Origin of the sequence: Myxococcus faecalis, assembly GCF_050039385.1 — a bacterium.
GTDB classification, from domain to species: Bacteria; Myxococcota; Myxococcia; order Myxococcales; family Myxococcaceae; genus Myxococcus; species Myxococcus fulvus.
In genome coordinates, this window is the sequence record NZ_CP144336.1 from 5470292 (window position 1) to 5491026 (window position 20735).

15 protein-coding genes are annotated in these 20735 nt (G+C 72.2%); 7 read left to right on the plus strand and 8 right to left on the minus strand.

Going from position 1 to position 20735, the window contains the following annotated elements; genetic code table 11:
- The first annotated feature begins 225 nt into the window (after nt 1-225).
- The 5 genes from VZQ01_RS21925 (at nt 226) to VZQ01_RS21945 (ending at nt 5387) form a co-directional block, all read left to right on the plus strand.
- A complete protein-coding gene (locus VZQ01_RS21925) occupies nt 226-1335 on the plus strand; it encodes a GRAS family protein (RefSeq protein ID WP_408888752.1) in 1110 nt (369 codons plus the stop codon).
- Between the two features lie 31 nt (nt 1336-1366).
- Nucleotides 1367-1873: a CinA family protein gene (locus tag VZQ01_RS21930; RefSeq protein WP_267698924.1), complete on the plus strand. Its 507-nt coding sequence runs from the start codon at nt 1367-1369 to the stop codon at nt 1871-1873.
- Nucleotides 1874-1975: 102 nt separating this feature from the next.
- Complete coding sequence (locus VZQ01_RS21935) at nt 1976-2374, plus strand: STAS/SEC14 domain-containing protein (protein ID WP_267698925.1); 399 nt, start codon at nt 1976-1978, stop codon at nt 2372-2374.
- Between the two features lie 274 nt (nt 2375-2648).
- Nucleotides 2649-4883: a M4 family metallopeptidase gene (locus VZQ01_RS21940; RefSeq protein ID WP_426748909.1), complete on the plus strand. Its 2235-nt coding sequence runs from the start codon at nt 2649-2651 to the stop codon at nt 4881-4883.
- Nucleotides 4884-4985: 102 nt separating this feature from the next.
- Nucleotides 4986-5387: a hypothetical protein gene (locus VZQ01_RS21945; RefSeq protein WP_426748910.1), complete on the plus strand. Its 402-nt coding sequence runs from the start codon at nt 4986-4988 to the stop codon at nt 5385-5387.
- Here the strand turns inward: VZQ01_RS21945 and VZQ01_RS21950 are convergent.
- Nucleotides 5354-11005 carry an AAA family ATPase gene (locus VZQ01_RS21950; protein WP_426748911.1) on the minus strand — a complete coding sequence of 1884 codons (5652 nt, stop codon included), beginning with the start codon at nt 11003-11005 and terminating at the stop codon, nt 5354-5356. The genes VZQ01_RS21945 and VZQ01_RS21950 overlap by 34 nt on opposite strands.
- 239 nt (nt 11006-11244) lie before the next feature.
- Entirely contained in the window at nt 11245-12318 is a 1074-nt protein-coding gene (locus VZQ01_RS21955; protein WP_223750382.1) for a gamma carbonic anhydrase family protein, read from the minus strand.
- 277 nt (nt 12319-12595) lie between these two features.
- Between VZQ01_RS21955 and VZQ01_RS21960 the strand changes: the two genes are divergently transcribed.
- On the plus strand, nt 12596-14014 hold the full coding sequence (locus VZQ01_RS21960) for an MATE family efflux transporter (RefSeq protein ID WP_223750381.1): 1419 nt from the start codon (nt 12596-12598) through the stop codon (nt 14012-14014).
- Between the two features lie 8 nt (nt 14015-14022).
- Here the strand turns inward: VZQ01_RS21960 and VZQ01_RS21965 are convergent, their stop codons facing one another.
- The 5 genes from VZQ01_RS21965 to VZQ01_RS21985 all read right to left on the minus strand — a co-directional run bounded on the left by VZQ01_RS21965 (nt 14023) and on the right by VZQ01_RS21985 (nt 18746).
- Entirely contained in the window at nt 14023-14442 is a 420-nt protein-coding gene (locus tag VZQ01_RS21965; protein ID WP_141327056.1) for a VOC family protein, read from the minus strand.
- A 46-nt stretch (nt 14443-14488) separates the two neighbouring features.
- Nucleotides 14489-14902, minus strand: a complete 414-nt coding sequence (locus tag VZQ01_RS21970; protein WP_141327058.1) for a hypothetical protein — start codon at nt 14900-14902, stop codon at nt 14489-14491.
- Nucleotides 14903-15001: 99 nt separating this feature from the next.
- Entirely contained in the window at nt 15002-16039 is a 1038-nt protein-coding gene (locus VZQ01_RS21975) for an ABC transporter ATP-binding protein (RefSeq protein WP_426748912.1), read from the minus strand.
- Nucleotides 16039-17703: an ABC transporter permease gene (locus VZQ01_RS21980; protein WP_426748913.1), complete on the minus strand. Its 1665-nt coding sequence runs from the start codon at nt 17701-17703 to the stop codon at nt 16039-16041. The genes VZQ01_RS21975 and VZQ01_RS21980 overlap by 1 nt, the downstream gene beginning before the upstream one ends.
- The gene (locus VZQ01_RS21985; RefSeq protein ID WP_426748914.1) at nt 17700-18746 is read right to left on the minus strand and encodes an ABC transporter substrate-binding protein; all 1047 of its coding nucleotides are present in this window, start codon (nt 18744-18746) and stop codon (nt 17700-17702) included. The genes VZQ01_RS21980 and VZQ01_RS21985 overlap by 4 nt, the downstream gene beginning before the upstream one ends.
- A gap of 141 nt (nt 18747-18887) precedes the next feature.
- On the opposite strand from VZQ01_RS21985, the gene VZQ01_RS21990 reads away from it, so the two are divergent.
- Entirely contained in the window at nt 18888-19382 is a 495-nt protein-coding gene (locus tag VZQ01_RS21990; RefSeq protein ID WP_426748915.1) for a MarR family winged helix-turn-helix transcriptional regulator, read from the plus strand.
- Between the two features lie 84 nt (nt 19383-19466).
- Here VZQ01_RS21990 and VZQ01_RS21995 read toward each other — a convergent pair whose 3' ends face one another.
- Nucleotides 19467-20723, minus strand: a complete 1257-nt coding sequence (locus VZQ01_RS21995; RefSeq protein WP_305070696.1) for an SO2930 family diheme c-type cytochrome — start codon at nt 20721-20723, stop codon at nt 19467-19469.
- Nucleotides 20724-20735: the final 12 nt, after the last annotated feature.

The following is a 20735-nucleotide window of genomic DNA, read 5'->3' on the forward strand; positions in this document are numbered from 1 at the left end:
GGGAAGTCATGCATCCCGCGTGCGGTGGGTCCCTCACGACGAGTCCTGGTCGCCGGGTACGAGTCCGTCGTCGTCCCGAGGACGGCCGGGGCGCACGTTCGTGCGTCCGCGTGTGTGGCAACTCACGGAGGAAGGGCGCGGGCGTGGGGCGCGGGTGGAGGGCCCGGGAGGGCACCATTACCGTTGAGTCCACGCGGGGCTTCTCGTGGGGAAGGAGTCGGGGCGATGCGCGCGCAGAAGGAGCAGCTGCTCTTCCAGGCGATGGAGCAGGGCCTGTCGGGACGCGTCGACGAGGCCACGGCGTCGCTGGGGGCGCTGGAGTCGATGCTGGACGTGGACGCGGTGCCCGAGGACCTGGGCTACCAGCTCTTCGCCACCGCCGTGAGGCATCGCCTGGCGGGCGCGGGTGCGGGGAGCCGCAATCCCTATCTGCACCCCGACGCGAGCGAGCGGCAGATTGATTTGTTCCGCTCGCTGATGGCCCACATGCCGCTGGCGTCCACGGCCGACGCGCTGGCGAACGCGGTGCTGGAGTCGCTGCTGGGCGGGCAGGAGGAGGCCACGTTGGTGGACGTGGGCATCGGCCAGGGACGGCAGGCCGTGCGGCTGTTGCAATCCCTGTCACGACGCGGCGCCCTGCCAGGGCGGCTGACGCTGGTGGGCGTGGACCCGAGCGGGGCGAGCCTCGCGCAGGCGGAAGCCACGACCGCGCGCGTGGCCCGTGAGGTGGGCGCGAGCGTGTGCTTCATCGGCGTGGAGTCCCCGGTGGAGGCGCTGAGCGAGGCGACGTGGGCCCGGCTGCGCGCATTGTCGGGACCCCGGGTGGTGAACGCGGCGTTCGCCCTGCACCACGTGGCGGAGGCGCCGGACAGCCAGGGCCCGGCCCGGGACGCGGTGCTGCGGCAGCTGCGCGCGCTGGAGCCCGTGGCGCTGGTGATGTGCGAGCCGAACACGGACCACTTCCAGGCCGCGCCCCTGGAGCGCTTCGGCCACGCGTGGCGGCACTTCACGCACGTCTTCCAGTTGCTGGACTCCCTGGGCGTGCCGGGCGAGGAGCGCGCCGCCATCAAGCGCTTCTTCGGGCGCGAGGTGGAGGACGTGGTGGGCACCGTGGACGAGTCGGCCCGCTGCGAGCGCCACGAGACGGCGCGCATGTGGATGGCGCGGCTGTCGCGCGCGGGCTTCGAGCCCCTGGAGCTGCTCGAGCACCTGCGCCCCGACGGCGTGCACCCGGCGCTGACGCTGGAGCGCGAGCCGGGCGTGGTGGGCCTGCGCTGGAGGGACGAGGTGCTGGTGGCGGTGCTGGCCGTGAAACCCGCGCCTGCCCGGAGTTGAGGCCCGCGGCCCTCCGCGCGAGGATGGCGCGGTGACGCCGCGAAACGACGGACAGGAGCAGTCGCTGGAGGAGCGCGTGCTGGAGCGCTGCCGGAGCGCGGGCGTGCGGCTGGTGCTGGTGGAGGCGTGCGCCGGCGGGCTCTTGTGCGGGCGGCTGACGCAGGTGCCCGGTGCCTCGGCGGTGGTGGAGCGCGGCTTCGTGCCGTACTCCCACGAGTCCAAGGTCGAACAGCTCGGCGTCCCGCTCGAGCTGCTCCAGGCGCATGGCTCGGTGAGCGCCGAGGCGGCGGAGGCCCTGGCGCGCGGGGCGCTGGAGCGCTCGCGCGCGGACTGGGCCGTGGCGGAGACGGGCATCGCGGGCCCCGGAGGGGGCACGCCGCACAAGCCCGTGGGCCTGGCCTTCATCGCGGTGATGCGGCGGGGCGGAGCGGCGGCGGTGGAGCGCCACGTCTTCGCCGGGGGCCGGGCCCAGGTGCGCGACGCCGTGGCCCGCCGCGCCTTCGCGCTGTTGCTCGAGCGGCTGAGCGTCGAATCCTGAACCGGACATCCACCCCGCACTCCCGGGTGTCTGGGCTCTCCACCAGCGGGCTCCTACGCTGTGGGGGCGCGCGACGCGCGTGCTGGTGGCGAAGGAGCCCGGGTGTTCCGAATCGACGTCGACAATGCGCACGCCATCGTGGGCTTCGTCCTGGAGGGCTACATCCGGGTGCCGGAGATGGAGGCCTTCGTGACGGAGCTGGAGCGGGCCACCGACTCGCTCGCCGGTCAGGACATCAAAATCCTGGCGGACCTGCGCGCCTTCCGCCCCGCCTCGCCCGAGGCCGCCAACATGATTCGCCAGGTGCAGGAGTACGGCCTGCGCTCGGGCGTGGTGCGCGTGGCGGAGCTGGTGGAGAGCGAAATCATCGCCCTCCAGCTCAACCGCGTGGCCCAGAACAGCCGCACGGACCGCATCCTGCGCCGCTTCTGGGAGGAGCCTCCCGCGCGCCTCTGGCTCATCCAGGGGGATGCGACCGAGCCCCCCCAGCCGCGCCCTTGAGCCGCGCGAAGTCAATGCCTCTCAAACCCCGTTGAATCCCTGACGCTGACAGACGTGTTTTCAGGCGGGCTCGACTTCTACCGCCAGACACGCTCTTTCGAGCCATTGTCCTACCCTTGTGCTGGCCATTTCTCGTCGCGCGAGGATTCACACGTAAAGCAAATTGACGTGTCTGGGTTGGAAATATATCGAAACATGAATAATGGCTTTTACGTTTGAAATCGTGATTCCAGGTGTGTCACGAATAAATGGCCTTTTACCGGAGGTCTTGCGTTTGGCTCATCGAGTCCTGAAGACGATTGGCGTGGCCTGCTTGGGTGTTGCGCTCACCGCGTGTGGCACCACGGAGTCCGCGCCGGACGAGGCGAAGGCGCCCGAGGTGAAGGCGGGGGCGGACATCCAGCAGTCGCTCAAGAAGCTGCCGAGCGCGGGCGTGGCGGGGGCGCACACGGACGGCGTGCCCGACACGCTGGTGGGTGAGCTGGGCAAGGTGGAGCGCACGCTGTCGGCGCTGGGCGTGGGCCAGGCGGCGTTCGCGGCGGCCCCGGCGCTGACGGACATCGCCCCGGTGTTCCGCCTGCGCGCCGACGACCTGTTCCTGCAGCGCGCGCGCACGGACAACCAGGGCAACCAGCACCTGCGCTATCGCCAGACGAAGAACGGCCTGGAGGTGGTGGGCGGTGAGCTGATGCTGCACGTGCGCCCCGACGGCAACGTGTACGCGGCCAACAGCTCCGCCCGTGACGGCGTGGACCTGCCCGCCACGCCCCGCGTGGACGCCGCCGCGGCGGCGAGCGCGGCGGCCCGTGCCACCGCCGGCACCGGCATCGCCTCCGAGGGCCAGCCCCGGCTGGTCTACGTGCGTGACGACGCGGGCACGCTGTTCCTCGCCTGGCACGTGCGCGTGACGGGCACCCAGCCCTCCGGCATCCCCCTGGTGGACAACGTCTACGTCGACGCGCTCGGCAAGGCGGGCGTCGTGGCGCGCCACCCGCTCATCCACACCGCCCGCAACCGCGCGGTGTACACGGCCAACAACGGCACCACGCTGCCGGGCACCCTGCGCCGCGGCGAGCTGGGCGCGGTCACCAACGACGCGCACGTGGACCAGAACCACACGCAGCTGGGCTACACGTACGACTGCTACCAGACGCTGTTCGGCCGCGACTCGTTCGACAACGCGGGCGCGGAGCTGCGCAGCACCGTCCACTACAGCAGCAACTACGTGAACGCCTTCTGGAACGGCAGCCAGATGGTGTACGGCGACGGCGACGGCGTGAACTCCATCGAGCTGGGCAAGGACCCGGACGTCACGGTGCACGAGCTGACGCACGCGGTGACGGAGCGCGAGTCCAACCTCATCTACTCCGGCCAGTCCGGCGGTCTGAACGAGGCGCTGTCGGACACCTTCGCCGCCATCTGCCAGAGCTGGGCGTCCGGCACCTGGAGCACCGCGCCCGCCATCTGGATGATTGGCGAGCAGGTGTGGACGCCGAACACGCAGAACGACGCCCTGCGCTACATGGATGACCCGAGGAAGGACGGCGTCTCGCTGGACCACCTCGACAGCTACACGTCCAGCACCGACGTGCACTACAGCTCGGGCATCCCCAACCTGGCCTTCGCGCTGCTCGCCAAGGGCGGCACGCACCCGCGCGGCCGCACCACCATCAACGTGCCGGCCATCGGCGTCGAGACGGCCGCGCGCATCTGGTACAAGGCCAACACGGACATCTTCACGGAGGGCACCACGTTCCTCCAGGCGAAGACGTGGACCATCCAGGCCGCCGCGGACCTCAACTACAGCCAGGCCATCCAGGACGCGGTGAAGGCGGCCTGGGAGGCGGTGGGGGTCAACGGCGTGTGGACGCCGCCAGTCTCCATCCCGCTGACCAACGGCACGCCCGTGACGGGCATCTCCGGCACGCTGGGCAACGAGAAGTACTACTCGCTGGTGGTTCCGGCGGGGACCACCAAGGTGGTGTTCACCACCACGGGCAGCTCGGGTGACCTGGACCTGTACGTGGGGCGCGGCACCCAGCCGACCACGTCCAGCTACGTGTGCAGCTCCGCGGGCAGCAGCAGCACGGAGACGTGCACCCTCAACAATCCGACGGCGGGCACCTACCACGTCCTGCTCTACGCGTACTCGGCCTATTCCAACGTGACGCTGACGGGCACGGCGAGCGCCACCGTGGGCAACGTGCTGCAGAACAACGTGCCGGTGACGGGCCTGTCCGCCGCCACGAGCGCCAGCGTGAACTACACGATGGACGTGCCGGCCAACACCCGCGTGACGTTCGCCACCAGCGGCGGCACGGGTGACGCGGACCTGTACGTCCGCTTCGGCTCGGCCCCCGGCACGGGCTCCGGCACCTACGACTGCCGCCCGTACCTGGGTGGCAACGCGGAGACCTGCCAGCTGACGAACACCACGGCGGGCAAGTACTACGTGATGGTGCGCGCCTACTCGGCCTTCACGGGCGTGACGCTGAAGGGCTCCTACTAGCTCCAGGAGCTTCGAGGTTCGGGGTTGGACGGCGACACCCGGGGGGCCATCATGGGCCTCCCGGGTGTTGCTTTTTCCCGGGGCACGCAAGGGAGCATGCGGATGGCACGGGACAGCGCGGCGAAGCCGGGTGGCACCTCGTGGGGCCGGTACGGCTGCGGCGTGTCGCTGCTGGTGTTCGTGCTCGTGCCGGGACTGGTGCTGTTCTTCTCCTGGCTGAGCGCGAGCGTCCTGACGCCGCGCAGGGAGCGGCAGGTCCAGGCGCGCGTCGCGGGGTTCTGCGGCGAGGTGAAGGCGGGCGAGCTGCCGGAGGAGACGCTGGAGCGCTCGCGCTCGCTGGGCTACCCCGTCCGGCTGGAGGGCTCCGTCGCGAAGCGGCTGCGCATCCTCCGCTTCGACGCGCCGGTGAGCCAGATGCTGGGCTGCGAGCTGCACACGGACGCCGCGGGGCGGGTGAGCTCCACGAAGCCCTATGTCATCTCGATGGAGTACGAGGACTTCTGAGCCTCGGGGTCGGTCGGCAGCTCGACGGTGAAGGTGCTGCCCTCGCCGGGGGTGCTCTCCACGTGGATGGAGCCCCCGAGCGCGGTGAGGATTTCGCGCACCAGGTGCAGCCCCAGGCCCAGGCCGCCGTAGGCGCGCACGGAGACGGCGCGCTCGAAGCGCTCGAAGATGTCGGCGAGCCGGTCCTCCGCGATGCCGATGCCCCGGTCCGTCACGCTCACGCGCACCCGCCCGTCGTCCTCCCACGCGCGCAGGGTGATGGGCTTGCCCGGGCCGAACTTGAGCGCGTTGGACAGCAGGTGCACCAGCACCTGCCCCAGCCGCGCGCCGTCCCAGTTCCCCCACAGCGGACCGTCGATGTGCAGCTCCAGCGCGCAGCCGGCGTGCTCCAGCGGCTCGGCGAGCCTGCTGGCCGCGTGGCGGATGAGGTCCGCCAGGTCCACGCGCGACAGGCGCAGGTCCATGCGCCCGGCCTGGAGCCGTGAGATGTCGAGCATCTCCTCCACCAGCGTGGCCAGCTTCAGCGTCTGGCCGTCCAGCGTTCGCAGCGCGCGCACGGCGTGGGGCGGCAGCCCGGGCGGCGTGTGGCGCAGGAGCGTCTGCACCATGAGGCGCAGCGAGGTGAGCGGCGTGTTGAGCTCGTGGGAGGCCACGCTGAGGAACTCGTCGCGCAGGCGCACGGCGTCCTGGGCCTCGCGGTAGAGGCGGGCGTTGTCCAGGCAGACGGCCACGCGGCGCGACAGCTCCTGGGCGAGCCCCAGGTCCGCCTCCGTGTAGCGCCTTCCGGGCGCGCCGGAGACGAAGGTGGCGACGCCCAGCGTCTTGCCTCCGGCGATGAGCGGCACGTGCATGGCGGCGCGTGAGCCGATGTCGCGCAGGGTGTCGATGTACTCCTGGCCATGGCCATGCTCGCGCAGGATGAAGTCGGGGACGTCCTCGCGCAGGAAGGGCTGGCCGGTGCGCAGCGCGTGGACGAGGGCGGGCGGGGACGTCCAGTCCACCGGGTACCGCTCCAGCATCTGCTTCAGCCGCGCCTCCTTGCGCGCGTCCACGTGCGTCGCCGACAGCACCCTCAGGTGCTCGCCGCGCTCGACGACGGTGACGATGCACCAGTCCGCCAGGAAGGGCACCACGCGCCGCATGGCGTTGCCCAGCATCACCTCCACGTCCAGCGACTCGGCCAGGGCCAGCCCCGTGTCCGCCAGGAAGCGCACGGCCCGCTCCGCGCGGCGGCGCTCCTGCACCTCCACGTGGAGCTGCTCGAACAGGCGGCTGTTCTCCAGCGAGATGGCGATCTGCGACGACAGCGTGCGCAGCACGCCCACGCGCTCCGGGGTGAAGGCGCGCGTGGCCAGGTCGTTCTCCAGGTAGAGCACGCCCACCGTGTTGCCGTGGCGCTGGATGGGCACGACGAGCGCGGACTTCACCGCGCGGCGGACCACGTAGGCGTCCCCCACGAAGCGGCCCTGGTGCGCGGCGTCGGCCAGCACCAGCGTCTCACCGGTGTGGAAGGCGTGCTCCACCAACGTCACCGGCACCTGGGGGCTCGACTCCAGCGGGGTGCGCTCCAGGCTGACCGGCTCGGAGCTGGCGCCCACGGCGCAGACCTGGAGGCTGCCGCCCTCGTCCAGCACCAGCGCCCCGCGCGTGGCCCCCGCCGCCTCGAAGCACACCGCCATCAGCTTCTCGAGCAGCCGGTCCAGCACCACCTCGCTCACCAGCGTCTCGGAGGCCTTGAGCAGGGTGAGCAGGTCCAGCGAGGCCCCCGGCGGCGTGGGGCCCGTCGTGATGGCGCCGGGCTCCGTCCAGGGCCGGTCCAGCCGCGTCGCCAGCTCCGGGAACTCCTCTTCCAGCTGCGTGACCTTCGCCTGCGCGCCCCAGCGCACGTAGCAGTCCAGCGCCGCGCGCAGGTACAGCGGCACCAGGCGCCGGTGGCCCTGCTGCTGGTGGAACCGCCCCGCCAGCTCGTGGGCCAGGGCCTCGTCCTGGAGGAAGCCCTCGGTGTGCGCGCCGTCGATGGCGCTGTCGTACAGCCGCATCGCCTCCAGCGCCCGGTCCTCCAGCCGCGCCACCTCCGCCGCCACCAGCTGGTGCTTGTGGCGGAAGTTCTCCGGGCACGTCCGGGCCCACGCCTCCAGCCTGCGCTGGTTGGCCTCCACGTGGGACAGCAGGGCCTCCTTCTCCAGCGGTGTCCGCGACGCGCGCGCCAGGAGCGTCAGCGAGGTGAGCACGTTGAAGTCCACGTTGCGGAAGAAGCCCTGCGTGTAGTGCACGTAGGGCAGGGCCTCGCGCGACATGCGCAGCGCCTCGTCGAGGTCGCCCATCACGTAGGCGACGAACAGCTTCATCATCGCGAGCAGGTAGAGGTTGGTCTGCTCCACCCGGTCCGACGCGAGGTAGGCGCTCTCGTCGAAGTCGTCGTCGTCCAGCCGCGCCGGCGTGCGCGTGCGGCCCTGGAGCGCGCGGATGGCCTGACGGTAGAGCAGGGACACGTCCACCATGCCCTGCACGTTGGCGCGCCGGGAGTAGGAGAGCGCGGTGTCGATGGAGCCGAGGATGCGCACCAGCTCGGTGCCCATCGCCAGCTCCGTGGAGACGACGGTGGTGAGCGCGTAGCTGGTGAACTGCAGGTCACCGCTGGCCAGCCCCGTCGTCACCGCCCGGCGCAGCAGGGACAGGCTGGTGCGCAGGGGCGCGCGCCAGTGGTTGACGTTGAGCGTGAGGCTGATGAGCGCCCGGCACTCCTGCCTGGCGTCGCCCAGCTTGCGCGCGAGCGCCACGCCCAGGTGTCCGTAGGCCTGGGCCTCCTCCACCTCGCCCCGGCTCGCCAGCAGCATGCCCTGCACGGCGTACACGGCCGGGGCCCAGCGCGAGCTGCCATGCTCCAGCGTGAGCGCCAGCGCCAGCGTGTTGAGCCAGGCGAACAGGTCCGGGTCCACGAAGAAGGCGGGCGTGACGAGCTCCGACAGCAGCTGCACGCAGGCCAGGTGCGCGCTGTCCGTCATCATCGGCGCGTCCAGCAGCGCCTCCACCCGGCGCCCGTCCAGGTGCCGGCGCACGCGCGCCTGTCCCTCGGCGAGCGCCTCCGTGTAGCCGTGCTCGGGCAGCTCCACGCCGAACAGGCGCAGCCCCTCGCGGCCCGCGGCGAGCGCCTCCGGGTAGCTGCCCGTCATGAGGTTCGCGAGCACCTGGAGCACGTACAGGTCCGCCTTCTGCGTCGCGGACGCGGCGTGCGTGTGCGCGGTGTGCAGCAGCTCCTCCGCCAGCCTCCCGTTGCCGGAGAGGTACGCGCACTCTGCGGCCTCCCGGTGCACCTGGAAGAGCCGGGCCTGTCGCCGAAGTCCCCCGTCCGCGGGCAGCAGCGACAGGCCGCGGGTGAAGTACACCAGCGCCGCGCCGAAGGCGGAGGCCCCCTTGGCCTTGAAGCCCGCGCGGAAGAACAGCTCCGCCAGCTGCTCGCGCTCCTCTCCGTCGCTCAGCTGGCCGAGGCCCCGGTACAGGTGGTCCACCACCGCGAACAGGCGCTCCTCCAGCGCCTCGCCCCTCGCGCCGTGCCACAGCTTGCGTCCCACGGCCAGGTGCAGCGCCTGACGCTGGTCCTCGGTGAGCAGCGAGTACGCCGCCTGTCGGACGCGGTCGTGCGCGAAGCGGTAGGTGGCCTCGCGCCGCGCGCCGTCCGTCGTCGCCGGCGCGCGCGCGGGCTCGCTCTCGGGGACGAGCAGCCCTTCTCGCAGGAGGCTCCACAGCGCGGAGGCCGCGTCCTGCTCGTCCTCGTCGACGAGCGACGACAGGAGCCCCAGCTCCACCTGGTCCCCCAGGCACGCGGCCACCTCCAGCACGTACTGGGTGCGCTCGGGCAGGCGGCGGATGGCGGCGAGCAGCAGCTCCACCACGTTCTCCGTCACCTCCACCCGGGACAGCCGCTCCAGCTCCCAGGTCCACGTGCCGCGCTCCCAGTCGAAGCGCAGGAGCCCGGATGCGTGCAGCAGGCGCAACAGCCGCGTGAGGAAGAGCGGGTTGCCCGCAGTCTTGCCCGCGAGCAGCCGGGCCAGGGGCGCCACCCGCGCGGGCTCCAGCTGGAAGGTGTCCGCGCACAGCGCGGTGACGGCGCCGACCTCCAGCGGCGCCAGCTCCAGGTCCTGGACCGGCAGCGTGTCCTGCTCCGCGAGCACGTCGAGCAGGCGCGACAGCGGGTGTCCGGGGCCCACCTCCTGCGGTCGCCACGCGCCGATGAAGAGGACGTGTCGCGAGCCCGGGTCCGTGCACAGGCTCTCCAGCAGGTGGAGCGAGCCGGGGTCCGCCCACTGCAGGTCATCCAGGAACAGGATGAGCGCGTGCCGGGGCGTGGCCAGCGACTGCACGAAGGACTGGAAGAGCAGGTGGAAGCGCGCGGCGGCCTCCACCGGTCCCAGCGCGGGCGGCACCGGCTGCGGTCCGAGCAGCACCTCCAGCGCGGGCACCACGTCGGTGATGACGCGCGCGTGCGGCCCCAGCGCGCCCAACAGGCGCTCGCGCCAGAAGTCGCGCGACGGGGGCGACTCCTCCAGCAGCTCGCGCATCAGCCCCTGGAACGCCTGCACGAAGGCGGCATAGGGCACGGTGCCCTGCAGCTGGTTGAACTTGCCGGTGAGCAGCCGGTCTCCAGGGAGCGCGTCGCGCGCCAGCTCGTGCACCAGCGCGGACTTGCCGATGCCCGCCGCGCCCGACAGCAGCACCAGCTCGCTTCCGCCCCGGCGCACGCGCTCGCGGGCCGCGCGCAGCGCCTGCTGCTCGGGCTCACGGCCGTACAGGCGCTCCGGGAGCGACAGCTGGTGGGCCAGGTCCAGCCGCCCCAGCGTGAAGTCCCCGTCGTTCTGACGCCGGCTGGCCTCGAGCAGGTCCGACAGGAGCGAGTCGGCGCCCTGGTAGCGCTCCTCCGGCATCTTCGCGAGCAGCTTGAGGACGATGTCCGAGACGATGCGCGGCACGGCGGGGTTGACGAAGGCGGGCGGCACGGGCGCGCGGGCCAGGTGCGCGTGCACCAGCTCCACCGGGTCCGGGGAGGTGAACGGCGGCAGCCCCGTGAGCAGCTCGTAGAAGGTGGCGCCCAGCGAGTACAGGTCCGCGCGGTGGTCGATGGGCCGGTTCATCCGTCCCGTCTGCTCCGGGGCGACGTACGGCAGGGCCCACTGCAGCTCGCCGGGCAAATCACTGCTGGGGGCGATGCCCGAGACGCGCGTGGCCAGGTCCAGGTCGATGAGCGTCAGGTGCGTGCCGTCGGCGCTCATCACCAGGTTGGTGGGGTTGAGGTCGCGGTGGATGACGTGCTGCTCGTGCAGGCGGGTGAGGATGCCGGTGAGCTGGAGCGCCAGCGCCATGAAGCGCTCCAGGTCCACGGGCTTGCGGCGCAGCCACTCCTGCAGGTTGTGCGGCCCCGCGTCCTCCAGCACCAGCGCGGGCGGGTGCGAGGGCGCGTCCTCCAGCGACACGACCCGCGCGAGGTCGGGCACGGTGTCGCGCAGCCCGGTGAGCAGCGCGTGCTCGTGGCGCAGCATGGGCGCGCTGCCGGCGGCGAGCGGCCCCTGGCGGACCTGCTTGATGATGAGGGGCCGGCCATCGCGTGCCCAGGTGCGGAACACGACGTACCGGCGTCCCCGATGGATTTCCTGAAGGCCTTCGGTGCCCGGCGCCTGCCACATCGTTCGTCCCCGCCGCGAGGCGAGGTCCTCCGTCCGTCCCCCAGGCGCGCGGACGTTTCCACGCGCGGGCGGGCCCGTTCCCTCAGGATTTGGACGAAGGCGCCCCTCGGCACGCGGGAGCGCAGTCGACAGCGGGCAGCGGGGCGGGGCCTCGCGGCATGCCCGGGCGACGAGCGGCTTCAGCTGACGCGGCGCAGCTCCGGCAGGTCCTCCGGCTTGAGCGCCCAGGGCGGCGTCGCGGGCAGCGCGGACAAGAAGCCCGTCTGCACCGCGGGGAAGCCATCCACCTGGGCCGCGTCCGGGAAGAGCGAGCCGGGGCGCACCATGCTGCCCGCGCCGACCAGGCAGCCTCGCCCCAGCCGGCTGCGGTCGCAGAGGATGGCGCCCGCCTCCACCACGGTGCCCGCGCCCACGAAGCAGCCGTGCACCAGGCAGCCCGGCCCGATGATGGCCCCATCCTCCACCACCAGCGTGCCACCCGGTTGCAGCTGCACCACGGCGTTGGCGTGGATGCGCACGCCCGCGCCGATGCGCAGCGGCGCGTGGGACTCGCCGATGATGCGCACGCCGGGGCCGATGATGGCGCCGGGGCCGATGAGCACGTCGCCCGTCACCTCGGCGGAGGAGAACAGGGTGGCGGTGGGGTGGACGAGCGGGTGCTTGTCTCGGAGGGAGTAGAGCTGTCCCATGGGTGCATCCTCGGCGCGGTCTCTGGCGAAGAAAGGGGTGAGGGGTTGTTGGGGAAGGGTGAGCGAGCCGCCGCGCGAGGCGCGCAGCCGCTCCAGGTCGCCGGTGTCCACGCGCCGCACGACACGCGCGGGCCGGCCGACGACGACGGAATCCGAGGGCACCCACATGCCGGAGGGCACCAGCGCCCCATCCGCCACCAGGCAGCGGTCGCCCAGCCGGGCGTCCGGTTGGAGGATGGCCCCCGGGCCCACGTCGCACAGGTGGCCCACCGACGCGCCGAGCACCAGGCTGCGCGGGCCCAGCGTCGTCTTCTCGCCCACCACCACGGGATGACGCGCGGTGCCGACGACGGTGGTGTTCTCCCGCAGCGTGGAGCCCGCGCCCAGTTGAACCGCGCCCTCCGGAGAGCAGACCACCGCGCCCTGCGCGAGGTGGACTCCGGGTCCCAGGTGCACGCGCCCCAGCACGCGCGCACTGCTGGCCAGACGGAAGTGCGCGGTGCCCGGACTGGGGACTGACGGGAACAGCGAACGAGAGAAGCTCGGCATCATGAGTGGGCGCAAGCTACACCTCGCCTCGGCGATGAAGGACCGCCCGGAGGCGCTGGAGTGGTGTCGGAGGTGCAACGGCGAACAGCGCGTAACCCGGCCCCGGGTCTGGGGTGGGTGACGGCCATCCACGCCCGCCCGGGCGCGGAGGACAAGGCCGAGCGTGCGCACCCGCCCCGCCGCTCGGCGCCGTGCGGGTCAGCCGGCCGCGCGCCGCGGCGTCCTGGACGCCGTCGCCCCTTCCTGACAGAAGGGCCCGAGGCTCGGCGGGGCGGTCCAGGAGGCAGCACACATGTCGCAGGTGGAGGGGCGGGAGTCCGTGCCGCGAGAGGGGTTCTGGGCGTCGCTGAAGGAGGCCATGCACGGCACGGAGAAGGACCTCACGGGGCTGCCCGTGAAGCGCGCCATCTTCCTGCTCGCGGTCCCCATGGTGCTGGAGATGGTGATGGAGTCCATCTTCGCGGTGGTGGACGTCTTCTTCGTCGGGCGGCTGGGCGCGGATGCGGTGGCCACGGTGGGGCTGACGGAGTCGTTGCTCACCATCATCTACGCGGCGGCCGCGGGGCTGAGCATCGGCGCCACCGCGCTGGTGTCGCGGCGCATCGGTGAGAAGAACCCGGAGCAGGCCGCGCGCACGGCGGTGCAGGCGATTGGCCTGGGCGTGTTCCTGGCCATCCCCCTGGCGGTGGGCGGCGTGGTGTTCTCGCGCTCCCTGCTGGAGTTGATGGGCGGCGAGCCGTGGGTGCTGGAGCACGGCGTGCGCTACACGCAGGTGATGCTCGGCGGCATGGGCACGGTGCTCCTGCTGTTCCTCATCAACGCCATCTTCCGGGGCGCGGGGGACGCGGCCATCGCCATGCGGGTGCTGTGGCTGGCCAACGCCATCAACATCGTCCTGGCGCCGATGCTCATCTTCGGCGTGGGCCCCTTCCCGGAGCTGGGCGTCATGGGCGCGGCGGTGGCCACCACGTTCGGCCGGGGCTGCGGCGTGGTGTACCAAATCTACCGGCTGGCCCGGGGGAGCGGGCGGCTGCGCGTGCGCTGGGAGCACGTGCGGCTGGAAGTGGGCACCATGCTCTCCATGCTGCGGCTGTCGGGCGCGGGCACGGCGCAGTCGCTGGTGAACACCACGAGCTGGGTGGTGCTGGCGCGCATCGTCTCCACCTTCGGCAGCCAGGCGGTGGCGGGCTATACCATCGCGATGCGCATCGTGCTCTTCGCGCTGCTCCCCTCGTGGGGCCTGGCCAACGCGGCGGCGACGATGGTGGGCCAGAGCCTGGGCGCGCGTCAGCCGGAGCGCGGCGAGCAGGCCGTGTGGACGGCGGGGCGCATCAACGCCGTGTTCCTGGGCTCGTTGGGGGTGTTGTTCGTCGCCTTCGCCCAGCCGCTGGTGGGCGCCTTCTCCCCGGACCCGGTGGTGGTGGACCACGGCTCGCACGCGCTGCGCATCATCAGCGGGGGCTTCCTCTTCTACGCCTTCGGCATGGTGCTGACGCAGTCGTTCAACGGCGCGGGGGACACCACCACGCCCACGCTCATCAACGTGTTCTGCTTCTGGATTCTGGAGCTGCCCCTGGCGTGGGTGCTGTCGGGGCCCCTGAAGATGGGGCCCTCGGGGGTGTTCCTCTCGCTCACCGTGGCCTTCTCCGTGCTGGCGGTGCTCGCGGCCCTCCTCTTCCGCAGAGGGCGCTGGAAGCTGCGCCAGGTGTAGGCGCCACGTCAGACGCCGTGCGCGCCGCCCGCGGACTCGTCCCAGAAGGACGCCTCAATCTTGTGGCCGTCCAGGTCCTTCACGAAGCAGCCGTAGTAGGGCGCGCCGTACTGCGGACGGGGCCCGGGGGCGCCGTCGTCGGTGGCGCCCGCCGCGAGCGCGGCCTGGTGGAAGGCGTGCACGGCCTCCTTCGATGCGGCGATGAAGCCGAAGTGGGTGCCATTGCCGACGTTGGCGCGCTGCCCGTCGATGGGGGCCTGCACCCAGAACTCGGGGAACTGCTTGCCGTAGGCCACGGCGTTGGGGAAGTCGAGCACCCGCTTGCAGCCGAGGGTGCCGAGGACGGCGTCGTAGAAGGCCACGGCCTTCGCGAAGTCGTTCGTGCCGAGGGAGACGTGGGAGAGGATGCTCGGGTTCGAGTCGCTCATGGGTGCGGCTTTAACCCGGCCCGAGCCTCCTCGCGCGCCCAATCGCTCAGGGGCAGTAGGGGCAGGACGGCATGCCCGGGTTGTCCGCCTCGAACTGGGCGTACACGCGGCAGTTGTCGTCGCGCCGCGACGTCTGGCCCTGGCAGCCGTAGTGGTACGCGGCCTGGCAGAAGGAGGAGGACTGCGGGTCGGCCGAGGGGCCCGAGTACGGGCTGTTGCACGCGCTCGACGTACCGCCGCACTCGTCCGCGTCGTCCTTCAACTCCGAGTAGGAGCAGGAGCTGCCCTCGCCATACGCGGAGCAGGTGCTGTCGGACGGACACCACTTGCAGGCGTTGGCGACGTACTCACTGGCGCAGCCGCCACAGGTGGAGATCTCGGTACAGACGTCGTCCTCGAAGCAGGCGGTGAGTCCGAGGCACGACACGAGGAGCGCGAGCAGGGCGATGGGGCGAAACACGAGGACTCCGGGAGTCGGGGGTGACGCTGGGAGTCTCCCCGGAGCGGTTCGTCCCGGGCAATGAGTCCGAAAACATCCAGGTGCCCCCGAGCCCACGCCTCACCGTGGGGCGAAGAGGCGGACCTTGCGCAGGCGGACGTGGAGTGTCTGACCCGCGCGCACCTCGAGTGGAGGGGCCACCGCGCGCAGGAGGGTGCTGCCGACGGGGAAGCGGTACTCGGCGGCGTGGCCCAGGAACAGGCGCGCGGACAGGGGCAGGGGTGTGCCGTGCTCGCCGAGCTCCACGTCCTCGGGGCGAACCACCAGGGTGGTGGGGCCCGGCGGGGTGGCGGGAGTCCCGGGTGGCAGCGCGAACCCCGTGCCTCCAGGGGTGGTGTGGAAGTGGCCCTCGCGCACCTCGCCCGTGAGCACGTTGGCGCCGCCGACGAAGCCCGCGACGAACGGGGTGGCGGGCTCGCGGTAGAGCGTCTGGGGCGAGTCCACCTGCTCGAGCACGCCCTGGTTCATCACCGCGATGCGGTCCGACAGCGCGAGCGCCTCGCCCTGGTCATGGGTGACGAAGACGAGCGTGGTGCCCAGCCTCGCGCGCAGCGTGGCGAGCTCCGCGCGCAGCTCCTCGCGCAGCGCCGCGTCCAGGTTGGAGAGGGGCTCGTCGAGCAGCAGCACGCGGGGGCTCGCCACCAGGGCGCGCGCGAGCGCCACGCGCTGCAGTTGGCCGCCCGACAGCTCGTGGGGCCTGCGCGTGGCCAGGTGCTCCAGGCGGACCTGTCGCAGGGCCTCGCGCACGCGGGTGGCCAGCTCCGCCTTCGGCACGCGGCGCAGCACCAGCGGATAGGCCACGTTCTCCTCGACGGAGCGGTGGGGCCAGACGGCGTAGCCCTGGAACACCATGCCCAGCCCGCGCTGCTCGGGCGGCACGCGCACGCCGGGGCCCGCCACCGTCTCGTCGCCGATGCGGATGACGCCCGAGTCCGGGTGCTCCAGGCCCGCGAGCATGCGCAGCGTCGTCGTCTTCCCGCAGCCGGAGGGGCCCAGCAGCGACACCAGCTCGCCCTCGTGGACGTCCAGGCTCAGCCCGCGCACCACGGGCGTGGCGCCGTAGGCCTTGAACACGGACCGCAACGCAATCGCCGCCATCACCGCGTCTCCGTCGCGCGCCGGGATGCCAACGCGAGCACCGCTTGTCCCGCCACCACCAGCGCCACGAAGGCGCACGCGAGCACCGCCGCGGAGGCCGGGTCCGCGTAGCTCTGCAGGTCGAACAGCAGCTTGCCCAGCACCTCCGAGCCCGCGGGCACCAGCAGCACGGACATCGTTATCTCCGTCGCGCACGCCAGGAAGGTCAGGATGAAGGCCACCGTCAGCGCGGGCCGCAGCAGCGGCAGCGGCACGTCCAGGAACGCGCGCAGCGGGCCCGCGCCCGACACGCGCGCCGCCTCCGTCAGTGACGGGTCCAGCTGCGCGAGCGCCTCCGAGGCGTTGCGGGTGCCCAGCGCCAGGTACTTCGCCGCGTACGCGACGAGCAGCAGCCACGGCGTGTGCGCCAGCGCCAGCACGAAGGCCACGCGGTCCACGAGGATGAAGCGCCAGTCGCGCGAGAACGCGACGAGCAGCGCCAGCGCCAGCACCGTGCCCGGCACCGCGTAGGGCCAGACGGCGAGCGCCTCCACGCCCGCGCCCAGGCGACGCCACGCCCGCTGGAGCAGCGCCGCCGACAGCCCCAGGCCGCACACCAGCGCACCCGCGCCCGTCGCGAGCAGCAGGCTCAAGCCCGTGGCGCGCAGCGTGCGCGGCTCGAACAGCACGCCGGACCAGTGCGACAGCGTCAACTCCTCCCACGCCAGCCGGGCCCCGAAGCCCCGCTGCAGCGAGGTGAGCAGGATGGCGCCCAGGGGCAGCAGCACCAGCAGCACGCAGGCCGCCGCCACGCCACCGGTGGCCAGTCTCCGCGCGCGGCCCAGGGACAAGGGCCGTGGAGACAGCCCCTTGCCCGCGCTCAACCGCACGCGCCCCGCGCGCCCCAGCGTCCACGTGGCGAAGAGCGACAGCGGCGTGAGCAGCAGCAGCACGAGCGCGAGCGTGCTGGCGCGTCCCAGGCCCTCGTCGCCCAGCAGGACCAGCTCGTAGATGCGCGTGGTGAGCACCCGCGTGGGCGGCGTCGCGGACACGCCCAGGAGGTACGGCACGCCGAACGACGACGCGGCCATCAGGAACACCATCACCGCGCCGGAGAGCAGCGACGGCATCACCAGCGGCACCGTCGTCGTCAGCAGCGCGCGCAGGGGGGAGGCGCCGCACACGCGCGCGGCCTCCTCCAGCGCCGGGTCCACGCGCCGCAGCGCCGCGGCGCCCGCGAGCAGCACGAGCGGGAGGCCGGACACACCCTCGACGAAGGCGATGCCCACCGGGCCGTGGATGTCGAGCGTGCCAGCGCCCAGCAGGCGATTGAGATAGCCCGCGCGAGGGCTCGCCAATGACAACCACCCCATGCCCCAGATGAAGGCGGGGATGGCGGAGGGCAGGGTGAAGAGCACGGTGAAGGCGCCGCGCAGCGGCAGGTCCGTGCGGAACAGCAAGAGCGACAGCGGCGTGCCCAGGCAGAGCGCCAGCAGCGCCGCGCCGCCGGAGATGGCCAGCGTGTTGAGCAGCGCGCCCGTCTCCGCGCCCAGGCCGCTCATCCCCGCCTCACCCGTCTGCGCGCCGAGCCCGCGCGCCAGCAGCGCCACCACCGGCCCCACCGCGAAGACGAGCAGCGGCGTAAGCCACGCACCGAGCCCCAGCCACCGCGTGGGCACCCTCATCGCGCGAAGGCCCGGCTGAAGGCTTCCTTGATGGCGCTGCCCCGCGTGAGCCCCTGCTCCAGCAGGGGCGGCGTCCACGGCTGCGTGCGTCGCAGCAGCGCGTCCACGCCCGGCTCCTCGCGCGGGCCCGGCAGCCGGGGGTCCACCGCGTGCATGTCTCCCTTCTCGACGATGAGGCGCTGGCCCTCGGGAGACAGCATCACGTCCACCACGGCGCGGGCGGCCACGGGGTTCGGCGTCCCGGCGAGGATGGCCACGGGGCCGGGGATGGTGACCGCGCCGTCGGTGGGCCAGACGATGTGCAGCCTGCTGCCGCGCGCCCGGGCGGCCAGCGCGTTCTCGAGCAGCAGCACGCCCGCGTCGGCCTCGCCGCTCTCGACCTTCTGGAGCACCGCCGCGTTGCCGCCGGCCACGAGCGCGCCGTGCTCGCGCAGGCCGGTGAAGTACGCCTCGCCGTACCTGGACTGACAGAACACGGCCCACGTGAAGGCGGTCCCCGACGTGAGCGGGTCGCCGATGGCCACGCGTCCCTTCCAGCTCCCATCCACCAGCGCCGCGAACGAGGTAGGCGGAGGCGGAGAGCCCTCGCGATGCACCAGCACCATGGTGGACACGCGGATGGAGGCGTAGCGGGCATCCAGGTCCACCAACGCGCGCGGGGCCCGCAGCACGTGCACGGACGCATACGGCAGGAGGGCCCCCTCGCGCGCGAGCCGCTCGACGAGGAACGGGTCCGACGCGGAGAGGAGGTCCGCGCGCACGGCGCCCGCGGCGCGCTCGGCCTCCAGGCGACTGGCCACCTTCTCGCTGCCGGCCTGGTACCAGCGCACCGTGACGCCGGGGAGCTTCTCCTTCAGGAGCGGCTCCATCGCGTCCAGCACGTGCTGATACATGGACGTGTAGACCCAGACCTCGCCCGATGGCGCGCCCTCGTGCTTGTTGGCGGCGCCGGACGCGGGCGCCGCGGACTCGATGCGGCACGCGGCGAGCACCGCCAGCGCGACGGCGAGGCCCAAGGCCCGGGCGAGGAGGGGAAGGGACATGGGGGCGGGATTATGCGACACGCCTGCGGAAAGTCCTGGGGGGCGATGTCACGAAAGGACCCACGGGTCGACGACGACAAGGCCAGGTCCAGGGAGGACCCGCATTGCACAACCCGGGATGTGAATGCGACACAGTGGCGCATGTCACGCCGGATGGAAGACGTGGACGTGCGCCCCGAGTCGCTGGACCTGGGGTACCTGGCCCTCTTCGTGGGGCAGCGGATGAACGACCAGGTGCTGGAGGAGCTCCACGGCGCGGGCTTCACCGGGCTGCGCCACTCGCACGGCCATGTCTTCCAGCACCTGCTGGGCGGCGCGCGCTCCATCAGCGAGCTGGCGAAGCTGTTGGGGGTGACGCAGCAGGCGGCGTCCAAGTCCGTCGCGGAGCTGGAGTCGCTGGGCTACGTGGACAAGACGGAGACCGGGGACGCGCGCGTGCGCCAGGTGGCGCTGTCGCCCCGCGGGCTCGCGTCGGTGGAGAAGTCCCGGGCGCTGCGCTCCGCGCTCCAGCAGCGCTTCGAGCGCCAGCATGGCGAAGGCCCGCTGCAGGAGGCCCGCACGCTGCTGGCGGGCATGCTCGTGTCGCTGGGCGGTGAGGACGCGGCGCGCCGCCGCCGGGTGCGGCCGACTCGCTGAGGCCCGACAAGGCGAAGGCCCTCCGCCGTGCCTCGAAGGGGCAGCGGCGAAGGGCCTTCATCCACACCCAGGACTGTCGCGCCGCTACTTGCAGGACCGCGGCGGCATGGCGTCAATCCAATCGGCGATGAGCTGCGAGCCCACGTCATGGCGCAGGGCGCGGCCAATCTCCGGCATCATCTTCCCCGACTCCTCGGTGTGCAGCCGGTACCAGAGGATGGACGTGGAGTGGTCTCCGGGGACGATGTCGAACTCACCGCCCACGCCGCTGCCCGCGGAGCCCGGGCGCTTGCAGTAGCCCAGGCTGAACTCGTCCGTCGTCTTGATGTCCAGGAACAGCCGGCTGGTGATGCCCGGCTGCGCCTTCGGGTTGTGGCAATGCGCGCAGTTGATGTCCAGGTACGTGCGCGCCCGCTCGGCCACCGTGGCCTCCGTGGCGTCGAACGCGTTCGGCGCGCGGGGGATGTTGGCGGAAGGCAGGTTGCCCAGCTTCCCCAGCGCCGCCAGGTGCTGGAGCTGGTTCACCGGCTGCCCGTCGTAGACGTGCTCCCGGTTGAGGTAGCGCGCCTTCACGCCGATGGGCACCAGGTACTGGTTGTCCTGCGCGTCCACCTCGTGGTGGCACTTCTGGCACTGGTTGCGCTGGGGTACCAGGTAGTTGAACGTCTTCTTCACGCCCTCGGCGTCGATGAACTCGAAGTTCTCGAATACGTAGCCGCCGACGACCTTGGTCGCCTCTGTCAGCGCGTCGTTCCAGACGTAGGGATACGCCTCCCAGCCGCTCGGCTGTCGCACCAGGATGCGTGTCTCCAGCGGGCGCACATTCTTGTCCGGCTCCCGGAAGTCCGCCGGGTACGCGAACGTCTTGGTGATGATGGTCCCCACCGGCAGGTCCAACACGTCGTTCGCCGAATACAGCGCCTTCTTGCCGTCCGGCACGTACAGCGTGCGGGACTTCAGCGAGTAGTCGGAGAACAGCGGCGTGGTCAGCTCGTACGGGATGTTGCCCGCCACGGGCTGGAAGTCCCCCGTCGCCGGCGTGCCCGTGAAGAGCTTCAGGTCCGACAGCTTGTTCGGGATGACCACCGTGCCCGGAGGCCCGGCGTCGGGCGTGCCCGCGTCGGGGGGACCCGCGTCCGGCACCCCCGCGTCGGGGGGCCCCGCGTCCGGGCCCGAGTCCGGCGCACCCGCGTCCGGCGTGCCGGCATCCCCTTGCGAGGGATTGCCCGCGTCCGGCGTGGGCTCGTTGCCCGGTGGGTCCTCGTCACCGGAGCAGGCGGCCACCGCCGCGGCGAGCAGCACCGCGGCGAGGCCCAGATGTTTCGTGTACGGCGCGCGCATGGCGACGGGCGT

Coding starts and splice junctions, on each gene's coding strand:
- VZQ01_RS21960 (WP_223750381.1), top strand. CDS start 12,596: ATGTCGCAGGTGGAGGGGCGGGAGTCCGTGCCGCGAGAGGGGTTCTGG.
- VZQ01_RS21990 (WP_426748915.1), top strand. CDS start 18,888: ATGTCACGCCGGATGGAAGACGTGGACGTGCGCCCCGAGTCGCTGGAC.
- VZQ01_RS21980 (WP_426748913.1), bottom strand. CDS start 17,703: ATGAGGGTGCCCACGCGGTGGCTGGGGCTCGGTGCGTGGCTTACGCCG.
- VZQ01_RS21925 (WP_408888752.1), top strand. CDS start 226: ATGCGCGCGCAGAAGGAGCAGCTGCTCTTCCAGGCGATGGAGCAGGGC.
- VZQ01_RS21985 (WP_426748914.1), bottom strand. CDS start 18,746: ATGTCCCTTCCCCTCCTCGCCCGGGCCTTGGGCCTCGCCGTCGCGCTG.
- VZQ01_RS21965 (WP_141327056.1), bottom strand. CDS start 14,442: ATGAGCGACTCGAACCCGAGCATCCTCTCCCACGTCTCCCTCGGCACG.
- VZQ01_RS21945 (WP_426748910.1), top strand. CDS start 4,986: ATGGCACGGGACAGCGCGGCGAAGCCGGGTGGCACCTCGTGGGGCCGG.
- VZQ01_RS21995 (WP_305070696.1), bottom strand. CDS start 20,723: ATGCGCGCGCCGTACACGAAACATCTGGGCCTCGCCGCGGTGCTGCTC.
- VZQ01_RS21975 (WP_426748912.1), bottom strand. CDS start 16,039: ATGGCGGCGATTGCGTTGCGGTCCGTGTTCAAGGCCTACGGCGCCACG.